We start from the raw sequence: 23,266 nt of genomic DNA on the forward strand, positions 1-23,266 counted from the left end.
GGGCGCATCATGACACTCATGGCAGAGCGACCGGTGATCGACGGCACTGAGCCCCACAGCGACTTCGAGGAGCTTCTGGACGTCCTCGACGAGCTGCATGTGCCGGACGGCTACAAGGCCGAGATCATCAGGGGGAGCATCGTCGTGTCGCCGTGGTCGAGGGCGTACTACTTCCGTGTCATGGATCTGGTGTGTGATCGGCTGAGGCCGCATGCACCGCAAGAGCACCGCATCGGTTCCAGCCCGTTTCTGTACGTCTTCCCGGGTGATGAGCGAGCTTACGGGCCCGACATCTATGTCGCACACCAGCGGACGTTCGAGTCGCTGAGCAATCACCTGGACGGCGAGGCCCTCGCCTTCGTCGCCGAGCTGACCTCTTCGTCCACGCGTGGCGACGACCTGACCGACAAGGTTCGCGTCTACGGCAGGGCGGGCGTCCCCGTCTACCTGGTCCTCGACATGCAGGAGGAGCAGGCGACCGTCTTCTGGACGCCCTCCGGCAAGGGATACGACTCGCACTGCACGGTGCCGTTCGGCGAGGAACTCCCCATCCCCGCTCCCTTCGACTGCACCCTCGACACCACCGGCTTCGAGCCCCCTACACCGTCGGCAAAGTAAGCCCCCAAGCCCCCTCCCGGACCACCCACGTCCGAGTCCGCACCGGCCCCGCCACCACCGCGTCCGCCCGGTACCGGAAATCCGCCCCGGACACAGTCACCGACCGCCCTCGCGCGCACAGCGGTGACGCCTCCGCGCCCACCGACACCGGGCGTACCTCCACCTCGGCCAGGCCCGAGGCCGTCGGGCGTACGGTGACCGTTTCCACCGGCTGGTCCAGGTCGACCAGGGTGACGCCGTCGACCTCGACGCGTAGCCGGGCCGGTCCGAAACGGGGGACACCGACGAGCGGCTCCCGTGACGGGCGGGCCGGGACCAGGGTCCGTACCAGCGACTGGCAGGTCCGCAGCCAGGACGCGTGGCCGGTGCCGGCGGGCGAGGGCACCGCGGGGGAGGGGAGGGAAGGGATCCGCAGCGCGCCCAGCACCACCCCGTCGCTGTCGTCGACCAGCAGGTCCATCCGCCGTACGACCCCGTCGAGCACCGCCCGCGCCGCCGCCACCGCCCCCGTGGGCACCCCCAGCGCCCCCGCCAGGGAGAGCGCGCCGCCCACCGGCACCATCGAGAGGGCGCATCCGGCCAGCTCCCGCTGGCGGTACAGCAGGGACACGGTCCGCATCAGGGCCCGGTCGTCGCCCACCAGCACCGGTCGCCGTGAGCCCCGCCGGGCCAGGACCCGGGCGAATTCCTCGGGCCCCTCCGGCATGCACACCTTGGTCGCCGCACCCGCGCTGAGCACGTCTTTCGCGATGCGGACGGACTCTCCGTCGGTGCGCCGGGCGACCGGATCGATGACGACCAGGAGCTGATCGGAAGTCGCGAAAGTCGCCACCTCGGCCATGCCTCGCTTCCTCGGGTAGCATCTTTGTGCAAGAGCCCCTTGCGCTATTGCGCCAGGGGCTTCGTCTATTCCGGGGCATCCGGTCCGACGGGTTGCGGCCGACGAGGGTCGCTGACGTACGAGGCACACGCTGTGCGGCGTACGTCTCTGACCTTGGACATGCCCCGCCCGGAAGGGGTGTACGCGCGTGCCCGCACTTGTGCTGCTCGGTGCTCAGTGGGGTGACGAAGGCAAGGGAAAGGCGACGGACCTGCTAGGTGGGTCCGTCGACTATGTGGTGCGCTACCAGGGCGGCAACAACGCCGGCCACACGGTAGTCGTGGGCGATCAGAAGTACGCCCTTCACCTGCTCCCTTCCGGGATCCTCACACCGGAGTGCACTCCGGTCATCGGCAACGGTGTCGTCGTCGACCCGTCGGTCCTGTTCTCCGAGCTGAACGGGCTGAACGAGCGCGGCGTCGACACGTCCAAGCTCCTGATCAGCGGTAACGCTCACATCATCACGCCCTACAACGTGACGGTGGACAAGGTGACGGAGCGCTTCCTCGGGAAGCGGAAGATCGGGACGACGGGCCGCGGTATCGGGCCCACCTACGCGGACAAGATCAACCGCGTCGGCATCCGGGTCCAGGACCTCTACGACGAGTCGATCCTGACGCAGAAGGTCGAGGCGTCCCTCGACATCAAGAACCAGATGCTCACCAAGCTCTACAACCGGCGCGCGATCGCCATCGAGCAGGTCGTCGAGGAGCTGCTGTCCTACGCGGACCGCCTCAAGCCCTACGTCGCGGACACCGTTCTGGTCCTCAACCAGGCGCTCGACGACGACAAGGTCGTCCTCTTCGAGGGCGGGCAGGGCACCCTCCTCGACATCGACCACGGGACCTATCCCTTCGTCACGTCCTCCAACCCCACCGCGGGCGGCGCGTGCACGGGCGCGGGTGTCGGCCCGACCAAGATCAGCCGGGTCATCGGCATCCTGAAGGCCTACACGACCCGGGTCGGCTCGGGCCCGTTCCCGACGGAGCTGTTCGACGCGGACGGCGACGCGCTGCGCCGCATCGGCGGCGAGCGGGGTGTCACCACCGGCCGTGACCGGCGCTGCGGCTGGTTCGACGCGGTCATCGCCCGCTACGCGACCCGCGTGAACGGCCTGACCGACTTCTTCCTCACCAAGCTCGACGTCCTCACCGGCTGGGAGCAGATCCCGGTCTGTGTGGCCTACGAGATCGACGGCAAGCGTGTCGAGGAACTCCCGTACTCGCAGACCGACTTCCACCACGCGAAGCCGGTCTACGAGAACCTGCCCGGCTGGAACGAGGACATCACGAAGGCCAAGACCTTCGCGGACCTCCCGAAGAACGCGCAGGCGTACGTGAAGGCGCTGGAGGAGATGTCGGGCGCGCCGATCTCCGCGATCGGTGTCGGACCGGGGCGTACGGAGACGATCGAGATCAACTCGTTCATCTAGGGCGACGGTTGAGCCGCGGCCGGAGCAGCGGCAGACGGCGGCACTTGGGCCGGTCTTGGGAAACCTTGACCGGCCCTTGGGCTGTCCGTGGTTACGCCGGTAACAGGTGGAGGCCAGCATCTACGCGGGTAGCCCGCCGCGCCCCGCATGCACCACCCGACCTCTGTGCCCTTCCAGGAGCCCTGAATGCCCGTCAATCCCATGAACCGCCGTGAGTTCGTGCAGAAGTCCGCCGTCACCGGCGCTGTCGTGGCCGTCGCGGGGACGGCGGCGGTGACCCCGGCCGAGGCCGCCGACCGGCACAAGCCGAAGCCCAAGCCGAAGACCTGGTCGTTCTCGATCCTGGGCACGACCGACCTGCACAGCCACGTCTTCAACTGGGACTACTACACCAACGCCGCCCCGGTGGACTCCAAGGGCAACACCTACGGCATCGCCCGCATCGCCACCCTGGTCAAGAACCTGCGCGCCGAGAAGGGCGAGGACCGGGTGCTGCTCGTCGACGCGGGCGACATCATCCAGGGCACGTCCCTCGCGTACTACTACGCGAACGTCGACCCCATCACGGGCAAGGACGGCAAGCGCGGCCCCAAGCACCCCATGGCCGTCGCCATGAACGAGATGCGCTACGACGCCGCCGCTCTCGGCAACCACGAGTTCAACTACGGCGTGGACGTGCTGCGCGCCTTCGAGAAGCAGTGTCGTTTCCCGCTGCTCGGCGCCAACGCCCTGGACGCGAAGACCCTGAAGCCCGCGTTCGAGCCCTACACGGTCAAGCGCATCAAGGTGCCCGGTGCGCCCGACATCAAGGTCGGCATCCTCGGCCTCACCAACCCGGGTATCGCGCTGTGGGACAAGGACAACGTCAGCGGCAAGCTGGTCTTCCCGGGGCTCGTCGAGCAGGCGAAGAAGTACGTGCCGAGGCTGCGCGCGCTCGGCTGTGACGTGGTCTTCCTCACCGACCACTCCGGTCTGGACGGCTCGACGTCGTGGGGGGACGAACTCCCGTACGTGGAGAACGCGTCGAACCTGGTCGCCCAGCAGGTTCCGGGCATCGACGCGATCCTCGTCGGCCACACCCACGTCGACGTCCCCACCTACACGGTGAAGAACGAGGAGACCGGCGAGGACGTCCTCCTGTCCGAGCCGTACTGCTACGGCTACCGCCTGTCCGTGTTCGACTTCGAGCTGGAACTCGTGCGCGGCTGCTGGAAGATCACCAGTAAGACGGCGACCACGCTCAACAGCAACACGGTCGCGGAGGACAAGAGGATCACCGAACTCCTCACCGCCGACCACGACCTGGTCGTCAAGTACGTCAACACGGCGATCGGGACCAGCACCGTGGACATGTCGACCGCGGAGGCCTGCTGGAAGGACGTCCCCGCCATCGACTTCATCCACGAGGTCCAGATGGAGACGGTGAAGGCGGGCCTGTCGGCGGCGGACGCCGCGCTCCCGCTGATCTCGGTGGCGGCCTGCTTCAGCCGCACCGCCGACATCCCCAAGGGCGACGTGACCATCCGCGACGTCGCCGGCCTCTACATCTACGAGAACACCCTCTACGGCAAGAAGCTCACCGGCGCCCAGCTCAAGGACTACCTGGAGTACGCGGCGAAGTACTACCACCAGGTCCCGGCCGGTACGGCGGTGGACACTTCGACGTTGACGAACGCCAACAGCTTCTGGGACTACATGTACGACACGGCGGCGGGCGTCTCCTACGAGATCGACATCGCGGCGGCCGAGGGCTCCCGCATCAAGAACCTCACCTACAACGGCGCCGCGATCCCCGACGACCAGGTCTTCGTCGTCGCGGTCAACAACTACCGCGCCAACGGCGGCAGCGGCTACCCGCACATCGCCGCCGCGGAGTCCGCCTACAGCTCCACCAACCAGGTCCGCGACCTGATGATCGCCTACGCCACGGCCAAGGGCACCATCGACCCGTCGACGTTCGCGGCCTCCAACTGGAAGCTGACCCAGGCGGGGACGGCGGTCTTCTAGACTCCGCACCCACCTTCTGTACCCATCTTCTGCGCCGAGCGTGAGGAGCACGGATGTCCATGGCAGTCCTGGGGCGGGGCGAGGCCCGCACCGCTCTGATCCTGGAGTCCGTGCTCAGCACGGCGGCCGTGGTGTGGTGGTCGGCCCTGGTGTGGGCGCACCGCGACGCCCTGTACGCGGTGCCCGACGCCGTGGCGCTGATCCTCACGGTCGTGCTGTCGCTGCTGGTGACATGGGCGCTGTGGCTGCGCGCCGGAAGACTCCGAGGCGTGATCCTGACGTCGGCCGTAGTACGCGGGGTCGCGGTGCTGACCCTGTCCCTGTGGTTCCTGCAAGACCTGTAGGTCGGTCGGGCCCGTTCGGCCTCGGAGGGCGGCTCGTACGTCAGCAAGTGCGCGCAGCAGCACCTGGGGAGAGGCCCAATTCCGGTAGAAGAACCGGCGGTTGGAGTCGGCCGGCCTCGCGATGTGGGTGACACCTACGCGCCGGGGCGCGCGCATGTGTCGGTTTCGCCTGAAAGGGTCACACTTTTTCGGGGAGGGGGTGGGGGGTGAGGAAGGCGGACCAGGCCACATCGGAAACGGTGACCATCCCAAGCCCCGGGTTCTTGGAGTCGCGGATGTGGATCGTGGTGTGGGGGCAGGCCGCGATCTCGACGCAGTTCCCGCCGCCGCCGTCGCTGTACGAGGACTTACGCCAGTCGAAGGCGACTTCGAGGCATTCGCCGCCGCTGTCGTTGCTGTAACTCGACTTGAACCACTGCAGGTTGCTGGTCATGCGCGCTCTTCTCCTGCCAACTTCCGGATGAGGCTCAGGGAGTCGTCCGGGCTCAGAGCCTGCGTACGGATCTTCGCATAGCGGTGCGAGAGTTGGGCCACCTTCGAGGGATCGCTGATCAGGACGCTCTCGTCCTCGATCTCCAGGTAGACGACGTGGCGGTGCTCCTTCGTCACCACCAGGACCATGTCGCCGCGCGTTCCCGCGTGGCCGCCCCGCAACGCTCTCTCCAGCGGGACCACCTGGACACTGACATTGTCCCGCTCCGCGTCCTCCGCGAGCGAGCGCAGTTGCCCGCGGTGAACGTCCCAACTCGCCAACGGCCGCCTCAACACCGACTCGTCGAGGATCAGCTCGATCATGGCGGTCGGATCACGGTCGAAGAGTTTCCGGCGGGTCACGCGAGCCTCGACCAGCTCCTCCACCTTGGCGTCGGGGAGTTTGGGGAAACCGCCGCCGATCAGGGCCCGGGCGTAGTCCTCGGTCTGGAAGAGGCCGCCGACCACGTATGTCTGATACGACGACAGCGTCACCGCCTCCGCCTCCATCAGCGCGAAGTTCTTGAACTGGGGCGGGTACTTGTCGAGCAGGACGTAGGTGCGGGCCTCTTCGAAGACCTGCATCCCACCCCCGATCGTCTCCTCCAGCTTGACGAGCATTTCGTCGCTCGCGGGCTGCGCGCACGTCTCCATCGCGCTGATGGCGGACCCGGTGTAACCGGTCAGCTTGCCCAACTCCACCTGAGTCAGGCCGTGTTGCTCACGCAGTGCCTTCGCGAGGAGGGCGACAAGACGCGCCACGCCACTCGCCTCCGTCTTGTTCTCTGCCCGCGCCATCGCGGTCACCCCCGAACTCAACCGAACTCAACCGGTCAGCAGCACCCCGCACCCGTATCCAACCGTTGCGGACGGTCGACGCAGAGTTATGGAAGACGCTAGCCGGACCTGCCGAAACTATCCGTATGGATACGCAAAGTGACCTGAAATGGATCCCGGCAACCGGCATCCAACTCCGCAAGGCAGGGGTCCAGTTCGACGCGGTACGGGTGGACGGCGACGAGGGCAGAGACCTGGCGGACAGGCTCGCCCGCATGACGAGAGGGGCGCCGGGACCGGTCGTGGAGGAGGCGACGGGCAACAGGGCCGTCTACTTCCTGGTCCCGGTCGGCAGCACGTCCCACCGCCCCTGGCCACCCGGAGTAACCCGCCTCACCGCCGGCCCGAACCACATCTCGTACATCCCGGTCCCGGCCCTCAACGGCCAGACCTGGCCCCTGACTTGGCGTTACCGCCCGACGACCCCGGACCACTTCGTCCACACCCTGCTCCTGCGCACCGCCCTTCACCCTCAAGAGTGAACAACGCCAACTCCCGCCCAGGGAAAGCCGGTTACGGCTTGCGTTCGTCGCTTTGTGTGCGCATAGAGTCACGGCAACAAAAACGCCCCCGCGGTGCTGGAACACCCGGGGGCTCGACACCAGGAGCGCCAGCTCCACCAGGTAAAACGGAGCTCCGGATGCGCATCCATCGTACGACGCCCACGCGCGCCTTTTCAGTCTTCTCCAACGCCCTTCTCCGCGACCGGAGCATCTCGTGGTGCGCGGTAGGCGTACTGACGTACCTCTTGAGCCTCCCGAACGAGGCCCGCGTCACCATCCGCACGCTCGCCGATCAGCGCAAGGAGGGGCGGTCGCGGATCGCCGCCGCCCTGCATGAGCTGGAGGATTCGCGGTATCTGCGGCGAGTGGTGCGCAAGAACCCGGAGAGCGGCCAACTCTTCACCGTGTACGAGGTATTCGACACTCCGTACGAGGACGAGCCGCCTGCGGGTGAAGAAGAAAAAGTCGAGAACCTGGCCTCCGGCCAGTCGGCCGTCGCACCGTCGGACGCTCTCCCTTCGGGAGAAAAGACCAGGGAACAAGAACCTCCCTCCCCGCCGCCGCAGGCCGAGTTGAGCGAGCGCACCGCGCTCGCCGCGAGGCTGCTCGGCTCTCTCGGCGGTAGTGAACCCCGGCTCACGCTCGGTGCCGCCGAGGCGTTGCGGCTCGCGCCGCTGGTCGAGGAGTGGTGGGAGCGGGGCGCGACGAGCGTTCAGGTGCGCGCGGCGTTGACGGACGGTCTGCCGCGACGGATGTACTCGGCCGCCGCCATCGTCGAAAACCGCCTGCGTCGAAAGTGCCCGGCAAGCCAGGCAACGGCACCGGTCACCACCGTCCGGGTCGAGCCGCGCAAGCCCGGCGCCTCCGGCTACCGCGAGGCCGCGCAGCGCGGAGGCGCACTCGCCCGCGCCCTGTTGCAGGGGCGCCCCGCCCTCGCGTAACCGCCCGCCCCCAGACTCCCGGCCGCACGCCCGTGCAGCGCCGGTCCCTCGAAAGAAATGGAGCGTTGATGACCGTCACACTCGTACGCCCGGAGGCGGTATACCGCCGGTATACTCCGCTTATGGCTGACACCACGATCAAGGTCGACCCCGCCGTCCGAGACCGTCTTCTGGAGCTGGCCAGGGAACGGGGGATGACCATGCGAGACCTCGTCGCGGAGCTGGCCGGGGCCACGCCCACCAAGGAAGAGCTGCGCAAGCGGTACGAGGAGACCAGGGCGTACGTGGAGGAGCACTTCCTCGGCAGGCCCTACACCGAAGAGGACGAGAAGGCCGGCGAGAAGCTGTGGGCCGACCTCGAAGCCGGGCGGATCGGGGAGGTCCAGTGACGGGGGAGGAGCAGCGGTATCCGCTGCCGCGTGCCGTCATCTTCGACGACACCGCCGCGCTGGCGCTCGGCGCGGGCAACGCCATGGCCTCCCGACTCGTTGTCGAGGCCGAGAAGGATCCCGCCCTGCGCGTCTACATCCCGGCGCTCAGCCTCGCCGCCGCCGAGCGGGAGCGGGCCGGAGTCGCCGAACACGTCGGCGCGTTGCCGTCTGTCGCCATCGAGGGGCTCGACTTCGCTGCGGCGACTGCCGTCGGCAAGCGGCTGCGGGTCGCCGGTGGCGCCGATGTCGACGTCGACGGCGACAAGGGTGAGGCCGACTGGAGTGGCGCCCATGTGCTGCATCTCGCCCTGCCCACCGTCGAGTGGCCGCGCGGCCGACCCGTCCTGACCAGCACGCCCATCCGGTATCGCGGTACCGGCATCCGCACCATCCGTATCGTCGAGCGGAACTGACCGCAGAGCGGGGGGTGTCCTCGCCAGGGCACCCCCCTTTGTCCGGGCATATCCTGAAGTCATCCGTCCCGCGCACGCCGACCAGGAGAAGGTGACTGCGATGCGCATGATGCTGAAAGCGTCCATGGACACGGAGAAGGGGAACGAGGCCATCCGCAACGGGACTCTTGGGAAGCTCATGGAGGAGTCCATGGAGCAGATCAAGCCCGAGGCGGCCTACTTCACCGCCGATGGCGGCAAGCGCACCGCGTTCCTGTTCTTCGACCTGAAGGACCCCTCCGACATTCCGTCGATCAGTGAGCCGTTCTTCCTCAACCTGGGTGCCGAGCTGACCTACACCCCGGTGATGAACGCGGAGGACGTCCAGACGGGTCTCGGCAAGATCCGCTAGGCCCTCACTCCTGCGGTGTTCCCTGGATCTTGGCAAGGGTCAGGACACCGCCGCCGATGCCCCATCCGGCGTCGGCGACCTCTTCCACCAGGACGAGCGTGGTGGCGCGGGCGCCGTCGCCGAAGATCTCGGCGTACAGGTCCGTGGTGCGCGTGATGATCTGCTCCTTCTGCTCTGCGGTGAGGGCGCCGGCGGGGACCTTGAAGTTCGCGAAAGGCATGGTGTTCTCTTTCTTCGTGTTCCTCGTGCTTGCTGCGGGGATATGGCAACCATCCGTCCCGGCTGCCGCGTCCCGCCAGGGCTGAGCCCACCCAGGGGTTGCCGGCCCCTGGCTCGGACCCCGCCGGAGAGGCGACGATGGCCGAGTGAACCTTCCCGAGCTTGCGGCGTTCCTCAAGTCCCGGCGCGACCGGGTCCGGCCGGCCGATGTCGGCCTGCCCGTCGGGCCCCGCCGCCGCGTGCCCGGTCTGCGGCGCGAGGAGGTCGCGCAGCTGGCGGGCCTGTCGGCCGACTACTACACCGAACTGGAGCGCGGACGTGGCGCCCAGCCCTCGGCCCAGACACTGAACGCCCTCGCCCGGGCGCTGCGGCTGGGCGGCGACCAGCGCGACCACCTGTTCCACCTCGCCGACCGGCCGTTGCCCGAGTCGGCGCGCGGCACGGGCGCGCGGCAGGTGCAGCCCGCCCTGCTCGGGCTGCTGGACCGGCTGGCCACCACCCCGGCCCAGGTCATCACCGACCTGCACGAGACCCTCGTACAGAATGAACTGGCCGCCGCCCTGCTCGGGCGGGCGCCGGAACCGCGCGGGCCCGCCACCGGCTTCGCGTACCGCTGGTTCACCGATCCGGCCGCCCGCGCGGTCTACCCGCCCGAGGACCATCCGCACCACTCACGGGTCTTCGTCGCCGACCTGCACGCGGTGGCCGCCCGCCGGAGCCGCGACAGCGAGGTCGCCGGGATGACGGCCGCGCTGCGCCGGCGCAGCGCGGAGTTCGCCGCCCTGTGGGACACCCACGACGTCGGCCTGCGCCGCACCGATCACAAGCGCATCGTGCACCCCACGCTGGGGGTCATCGAGTTGGACTGCCACAGTCTGTTCAGCGAGGACGGCCGCCAGCGCCTGCTGTGGTTCACGGCCCCGCCCGGTACCGAGGGCGCCGCCCAGCTCGAACTGCTCGGCGTCATCGGCACACAGGACATGGCCGCGACCGAGGACACTCCTGGCACGCGTCGCTAGCTGAACACGATCATCGAGCCCTGGGCCAGGCTGCGCGTCGCCGCCGCGTGCAGCCCGAGCCACACGTGCCGCTCGCGCGCGAAGGGACTTGGGTCGTACGGCGCGGCGACGGCCGGTTCCTCCAACTCCGTGGGAGCGGCGGGGGGTTGGGGTGCCGTGGGCGGGTTCGCGGGGTCGATGCCGATCGTCGGGGCCACGAACTCCAGCTCGCGCAGGAGGGTTTGGGAGGAGCCCAACGGGCCGCCGCCCGCGAGGAGTTCGTCGTTGGCGAGCGGGTGCGGGAAGTCGACCGGGACGTAGGCGCCCGCGTGGTCGTAGTGCCAGACCAGGTGGGACTGCTGGGCCGTGGTCTCGAACATCTCCAGGAGCTGCTCGTAGTCGCCGCCCAGGTCGTCCACCGGGGTCACCGGGAGCCCGCAGACCTGGAGGAGGTAGGCCCGGCGCAGGAAGTGCAGCGCGTCGTAGTCGAAGCCCGCCACGGGGGCGACCTCTCCGGACAGCCCCGGCATGTACTGGTACACCGGCACCGGAGGGAGCCCGGCCTCGGCCAGCAGCGAGTTGTAGAGCGCGAGTTCGTCGGCGAACGGATTGTCGGGGGTGTGGCACAACACGTCGACGAGCGGGACCAGCCACAGGTCACAGGCCAAAAGGGGCTCCTCGGTTACTCGCTGCGCAGCGTGGTGTTCGCATGGTGGTCAGGCAAGAGTAGGGGGAAGAGTAGTCGGTGCGGCCCGGGTCAGCTCCCCTCGTGCAGGTCCCATACCCACACGCCGTCCACCCACTTACCGGGTTTTCCGACCAGCTTTTCCACAGCTGTGCGCAGCTTGTCGTCGTTGGGCTGCGGCGCGATCACCAGGGCGCCCGCGTGCCAGTACGCGAAGTCCGCCTTGGCCTGCGCCTGCCAGTTCTTGCCGATGGTGGGGATGACGCCGGTGTAGCGCACGTCCCGCAGCATGTTCGAGGTGTAGCGCGGCGAGGCGCCGTAGATGCCGATGCGGTCGGCGCCGTAGGGGCCGTTGAAGTAGCCGCCGGGCATCTTGAAGCCGAGGTGGGCGGCGGTCTGCCAGTGCAGTGCCTCCGCCGCGCCGGGGTCGGCGAGCGGGATCGGGACCAGGGATTCGCCGGCGCGGACGTACGACTTGTAGGTGCCGTCCGTGAAGAAGGCCGGTACCGCGGCCCGGTCGACCGCCTTCAGCGGTGCGGGGACGAGCGGGAGCAGCGCCAGGCATACGGCGAGCAGCCCCACGTACTGCGTGCCCAACTCCCGTGTCGCCGCGAGCCGTTCGACCGCGAGCGCGACCAGCATGCCCAGCGCGGGTGCGCAGATCATCGCCACCCGGCCCTCGATCACCGACTCGAAGAGCGGCTTGTGGGCGAGGAGGGCCCAGGGGCCGGGGTAGATCGTGTCCGTGAGCGGGATGCGGATCTTGGGGCCCATGGAGAGGATCGCGGCGGCGATCGCCGTGAAGGCGAGGGCCTTGACGAGGGCGTGTTCCCACAGTCGTACGACGATCGCGAAGGCCAGGGCGACGAGCGGCCAGCCGTAGAAGGCGTTCTGTTCGGTGGGGTTGAGGGAGAGGGAGTTCGCGCGGATCTCGTCGCCCGCCATCAGGGAGCGCTCGGCGAAGGAGAGGAGCGCGAGGGGGCTGTTGCCCGCGTTGTCGCCGTGCAGGACGCTCTTGTAGCTCTGTGGACCGACGAACTGATACCAGAGGGGGATCAGGATGATCGGGGCGCAGACCAGCGCCGCGATGCCCAGGCCCTTGAGGAGCGGGCGCCAGGATGCCCGTACGACATCCCGGTTGAGAACGCCGTAGGACGCGGCGAACAGGACCATGCCGATGGAGGCGAGGAGCAGGGGTTCCTCGCCTAGGAAGATCTGGTAGGCCGCCATCAGGCCGAGCACGACGCCGTCGCGGACCACCCGGGTGCCCGCGCACAGGCGCAGGGCGCGGTCGATGATCAGCGGGATCATGAAGAGGATGACGAAGTTGGGGTGCGCGTTGGCGTGGCTGACCATCGGCGGGGCGAAGGCCGCGAGCGAGGCGCCGACGAAGGCCGCGGCCCGTTGCCGTACGACGCGCTTCACGATCAGCCAGTACCAGGCGGCGGCCGTGGCCGCGAGGCCGAGCGCCATGCAGACGCTGAGGGAGACGGCGGGTCCGGCCAGCAGGGTGAGGGGCGCGAAGGGGACGGACAGGCCGAGCATGACCGTGTTGGCCATGAGGTTCACGCCGTCGGGGAAGCCCTGGAGGTTGGAGAAGAACGGGTTGTGGAGGTGCGCAACGTTGTCGGCGGTGACCGCGAAGAACCACTCCCACTGGTTCTGGTCCTGGAGCGAGTCCTCCAGGTAGCGGTGGTTCGGGTCGAAGAAGCGGCCCGAGTAGAGGGCGACCGACATGAGGAGGAAGAGGACGGGGACCAGGACGTCCACCGGGCGCAGGGAGCGGGCGCGCAGGCGGGCGAGTTCGGTGAGGACGCGGGCGTAGTCCAGGGGCCGTACCTTCGAACCGGACTGGTGGGACCAGCGCACCGGGACTTCGGCGACCTCCCAGTCGGCGCGGCGGAAGTGCTGGAGGACCTCCACGTCGATGCCCCAGCCGTTGATGCGGGAGGCGGCGAAGGCCTCGCGGGCGCGGTCGCCCTCGAAGAGCTTGAAGCCGCACTGGGTGTCGCGTATGCCGGGCACCGCGGCCTGGCGTATGAGGAAGTTGCCGGCGCGGCCCAGGAGTTCGCGGACCGGGTGCTGGTGGCTCTCGATGGTCGCGCCCGGCGCGGCCCGTGAGCCGATCGCCGCCGCGCGGCCCTCGCTCAGCTCCTTGTCGAGTTTCTCCAACTCCTCGATGGGCGCGGCCAGATCGGCGTCGGTGACCAGGACCCGGCGCCCGCGCGAGGCGGCGACCCCGAGGCGCAGGGCGTGGCCCTTGCCGCGGTTGCGGGGGCTGGTGACCAGCTGCACACGGGGGTTGTCGAGCGAGCGGGAGGTGACGACCTCCCTCGTCCCGTCGTCGGAGCCGTCGTCGGCGACGACGATCTCCCAGTCGCCGAAGCGGCCCTCGTTGTCGCCGAGGTACGCGGTGATCGCGTCGAGCGTCGGCCCGAGCCGCTGTTCCTCGTTGTAGGCGGGCACGACGACACTGAGGTCCACGACGACGACACTGGGGTCCACGGCCGGAGCGGCCCTTTCCGGTCCGGTCACCGGGCGGCCAGCCGCTCGATGAGGTCGAGGGAGTGCGTGTTGTAGGCCAGGACGATCGCCCGCGCGGCCGGGGTGTCGCGGCGCGCCAGGGCGTCGACGAGTTCGGTGTGCTCGGCCCACAACTGCCCGCGCAGATCGGTCAGTCGGCGCAGATGCTGCACCGTGCACACCCAGGACTGGACGCGCAGCCGGTGCAGGAAGTCGCCGAGGTAGGGGTTGCCGAACATGGTGCTCAGCTCGCGCCAGTACCGCAGGTCGTAGCCGATCAGCACGGTGAGGTCACCGGCCTCGGCGGCGCGCTGCGCCTCCTCGCCGCGGCGGCGGACCCCGGCGAGCGCGGCGACCGTACGCGGGTCGTCGGTGCGGTCGAACACGGGGTGGCCGCCGGCCAGCGCCAGGAACATGCCCTCGGTGACCAGCGCGCGGGCCTCGATCATGCCGCGGTGGTCGGCCACCGAGTACTCGTGGACGCGGAAGCCGCGGTGCTGGTCGGCCTCCAGGAGTCCCTGCGCGGAGAGATCGACGAGGGCTTCCCGGACCGGGGTCGCGGAGACGCCGTACTGCTCGGCGATCTCCTTCACCGTGAACTCCTGGCCGGGCTGGAGCCGGCCGGCCAGGACCTCGTCGCGAAGCGCGTCGGCGATCTGCTGCCGCAGGGTGCTGCGGGTCACGGCGCCGTTGCCGCTGCTTCCGGGCATCGTCGGAGCGTCTCCCTCGTCGCGTTCGATGGCGTACTCGTATATGTCTACGAGCACGTCACCTTACGCGTTCGGGTTCCCGCCCTGCCCGTATCCGGGCACCAGGGAGACGGACCCGCCCATTCCGGGTACTACGAGGTGAATTCGTCGGCGTATTACGACGTGAATTCGTCCGCCACGGACAGCGCCGTGTCCAGAGCGGCGAGCCCCTCCTTCAGTTCGGCCTCGCTCACATTGAGCGGCGGCACGACGTGGGTGCGGTTCATGTTCACGAACGGCCACAGCCCCTGCTGCTTGGCGGCGGCCCCGAACGCGGCCATCGCGGCGTTGGCCTCACCGGCCGCGTTGTACGGCACCAGCGGCTCGCGCGTCTCCCGGTCCTTCACCAGGTCCAGCGCCCAGAACATGCCGACCCCGCGCACCTCCCCGACACTCGGGTGCCGCTCGGCCAGCGCCCGCAGCGCGGGCTCGACGACGGTCGTACCAAGGGTCCTCGCATTTTCTACGACACCCTCCTCGGCCATGACGTTGATCGTCGCGACGGCCGCGGCACAGGCGAGCGGGTGCCCGGAGTACGTCAGACCGCCCGGGTAGGCCCGCTTGCCGAAGGTCTCCGCGATCGCGCCGGAGATGGCGACCCCGCCGAGCGGCACATAGCCGGAATTGACCCCCTTGGCGAAGGTCATCAGGTCCGGTACGACGTCGAACAGGTCGGCCGCGAACCACTCACCGGTCCGCCCGAACCCGGCCATCACCTCGTCGAGGACGAAGACGATCCCGTACTTGTCGCAGATCTCCCGCACCCCGGCGAGATAGCCCGGCGGCGGCACCATGATCCCGGCCGTCCCCGGCACGGTCTCCAGCACGATCGCGGCGATCGTGGCCGGACCCTCGAAGGCGATCGTCGTCTCCAGGTGCTCCAGCGCGCGCTCGCACTCCTGCTCCTCGGTCTCCGCGTAGAAACGGGACCGGTACAGGAAGGGGGCCCAGAAGTGCACGACCCCGGCCGAGGCGCTGTCGCTGGCCCAGCGGCGCGGATCGCCGGTGAGGTTGATCGCCTGCTGTGTACCGCCGTGGTACGAGCGGTAGGCGGAGAGCACCTTCGGCCGCCCGGTGTGCAGCCGGGCCATGCGCGTCGCGTGCTCGATCGCGTCGGCGCCGCCGTTGGTGAAGAAGATCTTGTCCAGGTCCCCGGGCGTCCGCTCGGCGATCAGCCGGGCGGCTTCCGAGCGGGCCTCGATCGCGAACGCGGGCGCGAAGGTGGTGAGGGTCGCGGCCTGCTCCTGGATCGCGGCGACGACCTTCGGGTGCTGGTAGCCGATGTTCGTGTAGACGAGCCCACTGGTGAAGTCCAGGTAGCGCCTGCCGTCGTAGTCCCAGAAGTACGACCCCCCCGCGCCGGCCACGGCGAGCGGGTCGATGAGTTCCTGCGCGGACCAGGAGTGGAACACATGCGCACGGTCCGCGGCCTTCACGGCGGCGCCGGCCTGGGGGTTGGGCTGAGGGGTCATGGCGGCGAGCGTAAATGTCCGCGATGCGGAAAAGGTATCGGCGGTCTGTCTGCGGTAGCGGGGTTTCCGCGACAGGTTGTCCAGGGTGGGTGGTCGGTGCGGGGACCCGCTGAGGTGTGGGGGTGAAACTAACCGGTGTCCGCCCCTGTGACCGGTTAGGGGCGAGCCCAGCCTTCGGAGGGTTGGTGCTGGGCGCGCGGGCGGTGCGCGGCCTGGGCCGGTCTGCCGTTACGGAACCGTAGACACCGCTCCGGCCGTCTCGTCGATTCCTCGCACTATTCTCGGTCTGTCGCGGAGCACAGGGGCTCGACCGGGGCGTGACCGGGGATTTCAGGGGAGGCGGCGCGGTCGTGGAGAAACTGGGGGCGGCCGATCCGCAGCGGATCGGGGCATACCGGCTGCTGGCCCGGCTCGGGGCCGGTGGCATGGGGCATGTGTACCTGGCCCGGTCGGACCGGGGGCGCACGGTCGCCGTCAAACTCGTCCGCGAGGACCTGGCCGCGCAGGAGGAGTTCCGCGCCCGGTTCCGGCAGGAGGTGCAGGCCGCGCGGCGGGTCGGCGGGCACTGGACCGCGCCCGTCCTGGACGCCGACACCGAGGCCCCGGTGCCCTGGGTGGCCACCGGGTACGTCGCCGGACCCACCCTGCAACAGGTCGTCGGCCGCGACCACGGGGCGCTGCCCGAGCGTTCGGTACGGATCCTCGCGGCCGGGCTCGCGCACGCGCTCCAGGACATCCACGCCGCCGGCATCGTCCACCGCGACCTCAAACCGTCCAACGTCCTGGTGACCATCGACGGCCCCCGCGTCATCGACTTCGGCATAGCGCGCGCCCTGGAGACCCAGGCCGGGGACGGCCTCACCCGCACCGGCTCACTGGTCGGCTCGCCCGGATTCATGGCGCCGGAACAGGTGCGGGGCGACCGCATCACCCCGGCGTGCGACATCTTCTGCCTCGGTTCCGTCCTCGCCTACGCCGCGACCGGCACCCTCCCCTTCGGCACCGCCAACAGCGGTGTCCACGCGCTGATGTTCCGCATCGCCCAGGACGAACCCGACCTGACGGGCGTCCCCGAGGGCATCGCCGAACTGGTCCGCGACTGCCTGCGCAAGGACCCGGCCACCCGGCCGACCCTGCACCAGATCCTCGACCGTACGGGCGCGGAGGACACGGTCTCCGGTGGCCGCTCCCGCGACCCGTGGCTGCCGGGCGGCCTGGTCGCCCAACTCGGGCGCCACGCGGTGCGGTTGCTGGACACGGAGGATCCGCAGACGGCGGAGCGGGTCCAGTTGGAGAAGGGCGCTCCGGAGGTACGGGCCCTTCAGGCTCGGTCTTCCGAGGCCCTGGCCCTGGAGGCGGCTCCAAAGGCCACGCCCGCCGAACTTCCCGCCCCCGCCGCGCCCACGCCCGCCGAACTTCCCGCCCCCGCCGCGCCCACACCAGCCGCACCCCCCACACCAGCCGCACCCCCCGCGCCCACCGCACCCGCGTCCGCATCCCCCGCCCCCGCCCCCGCATCCCCCGCCCCCGCCTCCGCGGAGCCCGCCCCCGTCGCCGTAGAACATCCCGCCGTCTCCGAAGCCACCCCCGAACACGCCCCGGCCTCCGACGACTCCTCCCCGCCGCCACCCGCGGCGGTGACGGACGACAGCGCGCCCACCACCCACCTCCCGACGGTGGTCGAGAGCGGGCCCGGAACCACCGGCACACCACCCCCGCCCACCCCGCACCCGGCCTACGGCCACCCGCAGCAACACCCCCAGCCCGCCCCCGGCTACGGCTATCCGCAACCGCCCGCGCAGCCCGCCCCGCCCGCCGCCGACCACGGCTACCCCCAGCTCCCCGCCCGGCAGCTCGTCGGCTGGGGCGGGCAGGTGCCGTACAACCCCTACCCCCACAACAACGGCCTCGGCGCCACCCCGCCCTACGGCCCGGGGCCCTACCTGGAGCCGCAGGAGACGCGTCGCAGCAAGCGGTCGACCGCGCTGTTGGTCCTGGTCGCGCTGGTCGTCGCGCTGGGGGCGGGCGGTTCGGTGTACGCGCTGATGAAGGGCGGCGGCAACGGCAGCCGTACGGCGGCCGGTTCGGGCGGGCGGGCCACCAGCGCCGCGCCCACCACGCCGGGTCCGACCACCGGAGAACCGTCGACGACGGACTCGCCGTCCTCCTCCGCCGCACCGAGCGGCGCCGACGCCGTACCGAGCCGCTATCTCGGCACCTGGAACGCGTCCATCGACAACGCCACCGGCCACAACACCCGCCAACTCACCATCAGCCAGGGGAAGGTGGGGGACCCGGTGCTGAAGCTGGTCGCGGACGGCCCCGGCTATCACTGCGTGTTCAGCGCCGACCTCACCCAACGGCCGGACGGCGACAGCCCGTTGACGCTCGGCGCCTCCACCGTCACCTCGGGACAGCCGCTGTCGTCCTGCAGCCCGGGCGCGGCCAGCGAGGTCACCCTGCTGTCGGACGGCAGCCTGGAGCGCGTGAACACCGGCAACGGTGAGAAGCTGACGTACACCAAGGCGGGCTGAAGTCCCTTTACTCCGGGGCCAGTTGAACGTCACCCGAACGTCGGCCGACAGCCCCCGCGGGTTCTCCGGCCACCCGTACCGTGACCCCACGATCCGGCTGGGGAGCGGGGGCCCGCAGTGGAGTGGCTGAGCGCGGAGAACGTCGTGGCCGTGGGCACCGCGGTGCTCGGTATCGTCGCGTCCGGCGTGATGGTCTGGTACGAGCGCCGGGTGCCGCGCCGCAAGCGGATCGGCTACCGCGTCCAGATGGACAACCCCATTGGCGACGACGTCCGTTCGGGCCGCGCGAACAGACGCCTCGGCCTCTTCGACGAGGTGCCGGGCATGTCCGACGCCACCCTCGTCCTGCTGCGCATCGAGAACGACGGTTCGCAGAGCATCGCCGACAACGACTACACCGGGCGTGAACTCCACGGCCTCACCGCGGTGTTCACCGACCGCACGATCCGCGGGGTCTCGGTCACCCAGCCGGTCGGCACCGACCATCTGATGGACCACTTCACCCCGGCGGCCGGCCTCGGCTACGACACCAACACCCTGCGCATCCCGCGCGTCCCGCTCAACCCGCGCGACCACTTCAAGCTGCTGGTGCTGCTGTCCGGCGGTGACGTCGGCCGCGACATACGGCTCATCGGCGGTATCCGGGACGGCGAGGTGCACCCCAACCGCAGCGCGACCCCGGACGACAAGGCGCCCCTGTTCAGCCGCGCCTCCCGGCTGATCACCATCATGCTCACGGTGTGCGTGGTGACGCTGGCGACGATCGTCGTGGCCCGCGACGACACCCCGCCGCCGATCGGCTGCGCGCACGGCACCCTCACCGTCACCGGTTCGACCGCGTTCGCGCCCGCGATGGTGGAGGCCGCGAAGAAGTACGAGAAGGACTGCGAGGGCTCGACGATCGTGGTGGACCCGCACGGATCGACCGCGGGCGTACGGGAGTTGGAGACCAAGGGGCTCGCGTCGAAGAAGGGCTCACCGGCGATCGTGGCCATGTCGGACGGACCCAAGCCGAGCGACATGCCCCAACTGCTGGAGCACCGGGTCGCGATGTCGGTCTTCGCGATCGTCGTCAACAAGGGCATCAACCTCAAGAACCTGTCCACCGCGGACGTACAACGCCTGTACCGGGGCGACATCAAGAACTGGCACGAGCTCGGCGGCCCGGACGTGGCCGTACACCTGGTCAGCCGGGACGCCAACTCCGGGACGAGACAGGTGTTCCAGCGCCGGGTGCTGAAACGGAGCGAGATCGCCAACTCCTCCGTCGACTGCGTCCACAAGGACGATCCGACGGCACCCGTCATCCGCTGCGAACTCGACTCCACCGACCAGGTGCTGTCCGAGGTCGCCGAGGTCCCCGGCGCGATCGGCTACAGCGAACTCACCCTCGCCTCGCGCGCCAAGGGCCTGCACGTGCTCACCCTCGACGGCCACGTCGCGTCCGTGGACGTCATCGAACAGGGCACGAGCAACTACCCGTACCGCGAGATCGAGTACGCCTACACCTACGGCACGCCCCCGGACGACTCCCTCACATCGAGCTTCCTGAACTATCTGACACAGGGCGTCGGCCAGGACGTGATCCGCATCCACGGCCACATCCCGTGCGGCACGGTGGAGGGCATCAGGCTGTGCACGTAGCCCCCACGTCAGCGCGGCTCGGGAGGCCGCTGACGGGGCATGTTCGGCCGGTTGCCGCCGCCCGGGCCACCCGGTCCACCCGGGCCCGGTGGCATCGGGAACCTGCCGTGTACGACGGCCCCCTCCTGACGCCCCCCGCCGACCACCGTCGACTGGATGCCCAGCGGTGCCGACCCGGTCCGGAACTCCACCATCCAGTCGGCCGTCTCCATCCGCACCAGTTCCGTCACGTCCTCCGAGAAGCGCCGCAGCACCCCCAGACACCGGTCCGCGGCCTCGCTCGCCGTCCCGTCGGCCGGCCCCAGCACCTCCCGTACGCCCTCCGACGCCCAGTCGAACTGGAGCACCTGAAGACGCCGCTGCACCGCCTGTGCCGTGGCCACGTCCCTCATCCACCCGGACGTCATCCCGAAGAGCCGGTCCCCGGCCACGCACGCCGTCCCGAGCAGCAGCGCCAGATAGCCCCAGGCGGCCAGCCCGGCCACCACCCCGGTGAGGTCGAGCAGCGGCAGCGCCGCCCCCACGACCGCGCCCAGCACCGCGCCCGTGCGCAGCACCCGCGCCCCGCGCCGCTTCCACACCCGGTCCGCGAGGTACCAGGCCGCCGTCTCCAGCGCTCCGCGCTCGACCCACCGGTACAGCTCGTCCAGCCGGGCCGCGGGCTCGCCCCAGTCGCCGAGCGGAAACGTCCGCCCGGCCAGATCGCCACCCTCGGGCTGAATCTCCGGCTGACCCACCCGGCACTCCCTTACGTTGTGTGACACCTGATGCTGATGTGCCGGATCCTTCCTACCGCCCAATGGGTGGCGAAGGCTCCGGTTTCACCGCTTTTCCGCCCGGAAGTGGGTGTTGATCAGGTATAGGACGCGGTAAGGACTCACTCGAAAGAGTGCTGAAGCGATGACTGCTCGGACCACGTAGGCTCGTGCCGAGCGGGGAAAACCCTCGCCTGCACAGCCGTACGAAACCAGGAGCTGATCGTGATTCCCGGTGGTGGCCAGCCCAATATGCAGCAGCTGCTGCAGCAGGCCCAGAAGATGCAGCAGGACCTGGCGAACGCGCAGGAGGAGCTGGCGCGGACCGAGGTCGACGGACAGGCCGGCGGCGGCCTGGTCAAGGCCACCGTCACCGGCGCCGGCGAGCTGCGCGCGCTGAAGATCGACCCGAAGGCGGTCGACCCCGAGGACACCGAAACCCTCGCGGACCTCATCGTCGCGGCCGTCCAGGCGGCCAACGAGAACGCGCAGACCCTCCAGCAGCAGAAGCTCGGCCCGCTCGCGCAGGGACTGGGCGGCGGCAGCGGTATTCCGGGTCTGCCTTTCTAAGACGACCCACGGCCAACTACGGTACGTACGTACGCACCGTAGGACCTCCAGGAAGGGCAGGCAGTCCGTTGTACGAGGGCGTGGTCCAGGACCTCATCGACGAGTTGGGGCGGCTCCCCGGCGTCGGTCCCAAGAGCGCGCAGCGGATCGCCTTCCACATCCTGCAGGCCGAGCCGACGGACGTCCGCCGGCTCGCGCAGTGCCTGATGGAGGTCAAGGCGAAGGTCCGCTTCTGCGCGACCTGCGGAAACGTTGCGCAGGAAGAGCTGTGCGGCATCTGCCGAGACCCGCGCCGCGACCTCTCGGTGATCTGCGTGGTCGAAGAACCGAAAGACGTCGTAGCCGTCGAACGCACGCGCGAATTCCGGGGCAAGTACCACGTCCTCGGCGGCGCGATCAGCCCGATCGAAGGTGTCGGACCGGACGACCTGCGTATACGAGAACTTCTCGCGCGGTTGGCCGACGGTACGGTCACGGAGCTGATCCTTGCCACGGACCCGAATCTGGAAGGCGAGGCCACGGCCACGTACCTCGCCCGCATGATCAAGCCCATGGGCCTCAAGGTCACCCGCCTGGCCAGCGGCCTCCCGGTGGGCGGAGACCTGGAATACGCGGACGAGGTGACCCTCGGCCGCGCCTTCGAGGGGAGACGACTCCTAGATGTCTGACGCCACACTGCATGCCACCGCGCAGGACCCGGACGACTTCGCGGTCCAGATCGCGGACCAGGTCGAGAGCTTCCTGGTGGCCGTGTCGGAGGTAGCGAAGGGCGAGGACCCCGACTCCGCGGTCCCCTTCCTCCTCCTGGAGGTCTCCCAACTCCTCCTGGCCGGCGGCCGATTGGGCGCGCACGAGGACATCGTCCCCGACGAGCGCTACGAGCCCGACCTGGGCCCGGAGCCGGATGTGGACGAACTCCGCGAGCGCTTCGCGGTGATGCTGGAGCCGATCGACGTCTACTCGGAGGTCTTCGACCCCTACGAGCCGCGCAAGGCCCCGGTCCCGGCCCGCATCTCCGACGACCTCGCCGACCTCATCACCGACCTCCGCCACGGCATGGCCCACTACCGCGCGGGCCGCACCACGGAGGCCCTGTGGTGGTGGCAGTTCTCCTACTTCTCCAACTGGGGCTCGACGGCGTCGGCGACGCTGCGCGCGTTGCAGTCGGTGGTCGCGCATGTGCGGTTGAACCAGCCCCTCGCGGAGTTGGACGGCCTCGACACCGACCAGAGCGTCATGGGCGACGAGACGCTGGAGTTCGAGGCGGGTGCGGTGATGGCGGAGGAGATCGCGGGGCCGTTGGGGATCAGGCCGGTGAAGTAGGGCTTTCAGGGCTTTTCCACGGCACGTTGTGGGGCGCGGCGAGTACGCTGCGCCCCACAGTGCGTATACGGGGACGAGGGGGACGCCCGATGGCCGATGAGGTATGGATGGGCTTGGCCGAGGCGATCGGGGCGATCCGCGCGGAGCTTCAGCAGGCGGCGCGGGACGGGGCGGGGCAGGAGATCCAGTTCCGGACGGGCCCGGTGGAGATCGAGTTCGCCGTGGACATGAAGAAGGACGGAGAGGCACGGGCGAAGGTCTTGGTGCTCCCGTTCGGCGCGGAGGCGAAGGTGGCCCGGTCGAAGGGCACGACGAGCCGCGTGAAGCTCACCCTCCAGCCGGTCGACGCCGAGGGCGAGGATCGGCGTATCGCGGACGACTCCGGGGAACGCCCCAAGTAACGGGGAACACGGGGGTGTTGGCCTGTGGCTGTGGACGTGCGGCGGGTCGTGGAGATCTGGAATCCGGTCGGGAAGTGTTCGGGGACCGGTTACTTGGTCGCGGACGACATCGTCCTGACGGCTCT

Annotated in this window: 25 protein-coding genes; 16 read left to right on the forward strand and 9 right to left on the reverse strand. The window is 69.6% G+C overall.

What is annotated here, in order from left to right:
- Nucleotides 1-9: 9 nt before the first annotated feature.
- Nucleotides 10-618, forward strand: coding sequence for a Uma2 family endonuclease (locus ACIBJH_RS22115; protein ID WP_359611679.1), 609 nt, complete (start codon nt 10-12; stop codon nt 616-618).
- On the opposite strand, the gene ACIBJH_RS22120 is transcribed toward ACIBJH_RS22115, so the two are convergent.
- On the reverse strand, nt 599-1,459 hold the full coding sequence (locus ACIBJH_RS22120) for a diacylglycerol kinase (protein WP_399118549.1): 861 nt from the start codon (nt 1,457-1,459) through the stop codon (nt 599-601). The two genes, ACIBJH_RS22115 and ACIBJH_RS22120, sit on opposite strands and share 20 nt — an antisense overlap.
- A 187-nt stretch (nt 1,460-1,646) precedes the next feature.
- Here ACIBJH_RS22120 and ACIBJH_RS22125 point away from each other — a divergent pair, with 187 nt between their 5' ends.
- The 3 genes from ACIBJH_RS22125 to ACIBJH_RS22135 all read left to right on the forward strand — a co-directional run bounded on the left by ACIBJH_RS22125 (nt 1,647) and on the right by ACIBJH_RS22135 (nt 5,281).
- On the forward strand, nt 1,647-2,930 hold the full coding sequence (locus ACIBJH_RS22125) for an adenylosuccinate synthase (protein WP_399118550.1): 1,284 nt from the start codon (nt 1,647-1,649) through the stop codon (nt 2,928-2,930).
- 186 nt (nt 2,931-3,116) lie between these two features.
- Nucleotides 3,117-4,937, forward strand: a complete 1,821-nt coding sequence (locus tag ACIBJH_RS22130; protein ID WP_399118551.1) for a bifunctional metallophosphatase/5'-nucleotidase — start codon at nt 3,117-3,119, stop codon at nt 4,935-4,937.
- Nucleotides 4,938-4,990: 53 nt separating this feature from the next.
- Nucleotides 4,991-5,281, forward strand: coding sequence for a hypothetical protein (locus tag ACIBJH_RS22135; RefSeq protein ID WP_399118552.1), 291 nt, complete (start codon nt 4,991-4,993; stop codon nt 5,279-5,281).
- Nucleotides 5,282-5,459: 178 nt separating this feature from the next.
- Here the strand turns inward: ACIBJH_RS22135 and ACIBJH_RS22140 are convergent, their stop codons facing one another.
- Nucleotides 5,460-5,714 carry a DUF397 domain-containing protein gene (locus tag ACIBJH_RS22140; protein ID WP_399118553.1) on the reverse strand — a complete coding sequence of 85 codons (255 nt, stop codon included), beginning with the start codon at nt 5,712-5,714 and terminating at the stop codon, nt 5,460-5,462.
- Nucleotides 5,711-6,559, reverse strand: a complete 849-nt coding sequence (locus ACIBJH_RS22145) for a helix-turn-helix transcriptional regulator (protein WP_399118554.1) — start codon at nt 6,557-6,559, stop codon at nt 5,711-5,713. Before ACIBJH_RS22145 ends, ACIBJH_RS22140 begins: the two co-directional genes overlap by 4 nt.
- Nucleotides 6,560-6,675: 116 nt before the next feature.
- Between ACIBJH_RS22145 and ACIBJH_RS22150 the strand changes: the two genes are divergently transcribed.
- The 5 genes from ACIBJH_RS22150 (at nt 6,676) to ACIBJH_RS22170 (ending at nt 9,268) form a co-directional block, all read left to right on the forward strand.
- Nucleotides 6,676-7,071, forward strand: a complete 396-nt coding sequence (locus ACIBJH_RS22150; protein WP_399118555.1) for a hypothetical protein — start codon at nt 6,676-6,678, stop codon at nt 7,069-7,071.
- 158 nt (nt 7,072-7,229) lie between these two features.
- A complete protein-coding gene (locus ACIBJH_RS22155; RefSeq protein ID WP_399118556.1) occupies nt 7,230-8,033 on the forward strand; it encodes a hypothetical protein in 804 nt (267 codons plus the stop codon).
- 122 nt (nt 8,034-8,155) lie between these two features.
- Nucleotides 8,156-8,422 carry a hypothetical protein gene (locus tag ACIBJH_RS22160; RefSeq protein ID WP_399118558.1) on the forward strand — a complete coding sequence of 89 codons (267 nt, stop codon included), beginning with the start codon at nt 8,156-8,158 and terminating at the stop codon, nt 8,420-8,422.
- Nucleotides 8,419-8,877 carry a hypothetical protein gene (locus ACIBJH_RS22165; protein WP_399118559.1) on the forward strand — a complete coding sequence of 153 codons (459 nt, stop codon included), beginning with the start codon at nt 8,419-8,421 and terminating at the stop codon, nt 8,875-8,877. The genes ACIBJH_RS22160 and ACIBJH_RS22165 overlap by 4 nt, the downstream gene beginning before the upstream one ends.
- A 100-nt stretch (nt 8,878-8,977) precedes the next feature.
- A complete protein-coding gene (locus ACIBJH_RS22170) occupies nt 8,978-9,268 on the forward strand; it encodes a hypothetical protein (protein WP_359611693.1) in 291 nt (96 codons plus the stop codon).
- Nucleotides 9,269-9,272: 4 nt separating this feature from the next.
- Here ACIBJH_RS22170 and ACIBJH_RS22175 read toward each other — a convergent pair whose 3' ends face one another.
- The gene (locus ACIBJH_RS22175; protein ID WP_019070350.1) at nt 9,273-9,488 is read right to left on the reverse strand and encodes a 4-oxalocrotonate tautomerase family protein; all 216 of its coding nucleotides are present in this window, start codon (nt 9,486-9,488) and stop codon (nt 9,273-9,275) included.
- Between the two features lie 145 nt (nt 9,489-9,633).
- On the opposite strand from ACIBJH_RS22175, the gene ACIBJH_RS22180 reads away from it, so the two are divergent.
- The gene (locus tag ACIBJH_RS22180) at nt 9,634-10,506 is read left to right on the forward strand and encodes a helix-turn-helix transcriptional regulator (RefSeq protein ID WP_399118561.1); all 873 of its coding nucleotides are present in this window, start codon (nt 9,634-9,636) and stop codon (nt 10,504-10,506) included.
- Here the strand turns inward: ACIBJH_RS22180 and ACIBJH_RS22185 are convergent.
- The 4 genes from ACIBJH_RS22185 to ACIBJH_RS22200 all read right to left on the reverse strand — a co-directional run bounded on the left by ACIBJH_RS22185 (nt 10,503) and on the right by ACIBJH_RS22200 (nt 15,914).
- Entirely contained in the window at nt 10,503-11,153 is a 651-nt protein-coding gene (locus tag ACIBJH_RS22185; RefSeq protein WP_359611698.1) for a hypothetical protein, read from the reverse strand. The genes ACIBJH_RS22180 and ACIBJH_RS22185 overlap by 4 nt on opposite strands.
- Before the next feature lie 89 nt (nt 11,154-11,242).
- Complete coding sequence (locus ACIBJH_RS22190) at nt 11,243-13,675, reverse strand: dolichyl-phosphate beta-glucosyltransferase (RefSeq protein ID WP_399118562.1); 2,433 nt, start codon at nt 13,673-13,675, stop codon at nt 11,243-11,245.
- A gap of 26 nt (nt 13,676-13,701) precedes the next feature.
- A complete protein-coding gene (locus ACIBJH_RS22195; RefSeq protein WP_399118620.1) occupies nt 13,702-14,403 on the reverse strand; it encodes a GntR family transcriptional regulator in 702 nt (233 codons plus the stop codon).
- Between the two features lie 155 nt (nt 14,404-14,558).
- On the reverse strand, nt 14,559-15,914 hold the full coding sequence (locus ACIBJH_RS22200) for an aspartate aminotransferase family protein (protein ID WP_399118563.1): 1,356 nt from the start codon (nt 15,912-15,914) through the stop codon (nt 14,559-14,561).
- Between the two features lie 350 nt (nt 15,915-16,264).
- Here ACIBJH_RS22200 and ACIBJH_RS22205 point away from each other — a divergent pair, with 350 nt between their 5' ends.
- A complete protein-coding gene (locus ACIBJH_RS22205; RefSeq protein ID WP_399118564.1) occupies nt 16,265-18,448 on the forward strand; it encodes a serine/threonine-protein kinase in 2,184 nt (727 codons plus the stop codon).
- A gap of 117 nt (nt 18,449-18,565) precedes the next feature.
- Complete coding sequence (locus ACIBJH_RS22210) at nt 18,566-20,092, forward strand: substrate-binding domain-containing protein (protein ID WP_399118565.1); 1,527 nt, start codon at nt 18,566-18,568, stop codon at nt 20,090-20,092.
- Nucleotides 20,093-20,100: 8 nt separating this feature from the next.
- On the opposite strand, the gene ACIBJH_RS22215 is transcribed toward ACIBJH_RS22210, so the two are convergent.
- Nucleotides 20,101-20,829 carry an SLATT domain-containing protein gene (locus tag ACIBJH_RS22215; RefSeq protein WP_399118566.1) on the reverse strand — a complete coding sequence of 243 codons (729 nt, stop codon included), beginning with the start codon at nt 20,827-20,829 and terminating at the stop codon, nt 20,101-20,103.
- Between the two features lie 243 nt (nt 20,830-21,072).
- Here ACIBJH_RS22215 and ACIBJH_RS22220 point away from each other — a divergent pair, with 243 nt between their 5' ends.
- The 4 genes from ACIBJH_RS22220 (at nt 21,073) to ACIBJH_RS22235 (ending at nt 23,141) form a co-directional block, all read left to right on the forward strand.
- Nucleotides 21,073-21,417 (forward strand): YbaB/EbfC family nucleoid-associated protein, encoded by a 345-nt coding sequence (locus ACIBJH_RS22220; protein ID WP_059209072.1) that lies wholly within the window; start codon nt 21,073-21,075, stop codon nt 21,415-21,417.
- A 68-nt stretch (nt 21,418-21,485) separates the two neighbouring features.
- Nucleotides 21,486-22,085 carry a recombination mediator RecR gene (gene recR, locus ACIBJH_RS22225; RefSeq protein WP_019070339.1) on the forward strand — a complete coding sequence of 200 codons (600 nt, stop codon included), beginning with the start codon at nt 21,486-21,488 and terminating at the stop codon, nt 22,083-22,085.
- Nucleotides 22,078-22,740 (forward strand): DUF5063 domain-containing protein, encoded by a 663-nt coding sequence (locus tag ACIBJH_RS22230; protein WP_381245312.1) that lies wholly within the window; start codon nt 22,078-22,080, stop codon nt 22,738-22,740. Before recR ends, ACIBJH_RS22230 begins: the two co-directional genes overlap by 8 nt.
- 89 nt (nt 22,741-22,829) lie before the next feature.
- Complete coding sequence (locus ACIBJH_RS22235) at nt 22,830-23,141, forward strand: trypco2 family protein (RefSeq protein ID WP_399118567.1); 312 nt, start codon at nt 22,830-22,832, stop codon at nt 23,139-23,141.
- Nucleotides 23,142-23,266 lie beyond the last annotated feature (125 nt).

This window comes from Streptomyces sp. NPDC050548, assembly GCF_044457385.1.
Lineage (GTDB): Bacteria > Actinomycetota > Actinomycetes > Streptomycetales > Streptomycetaceae > Streptomyces.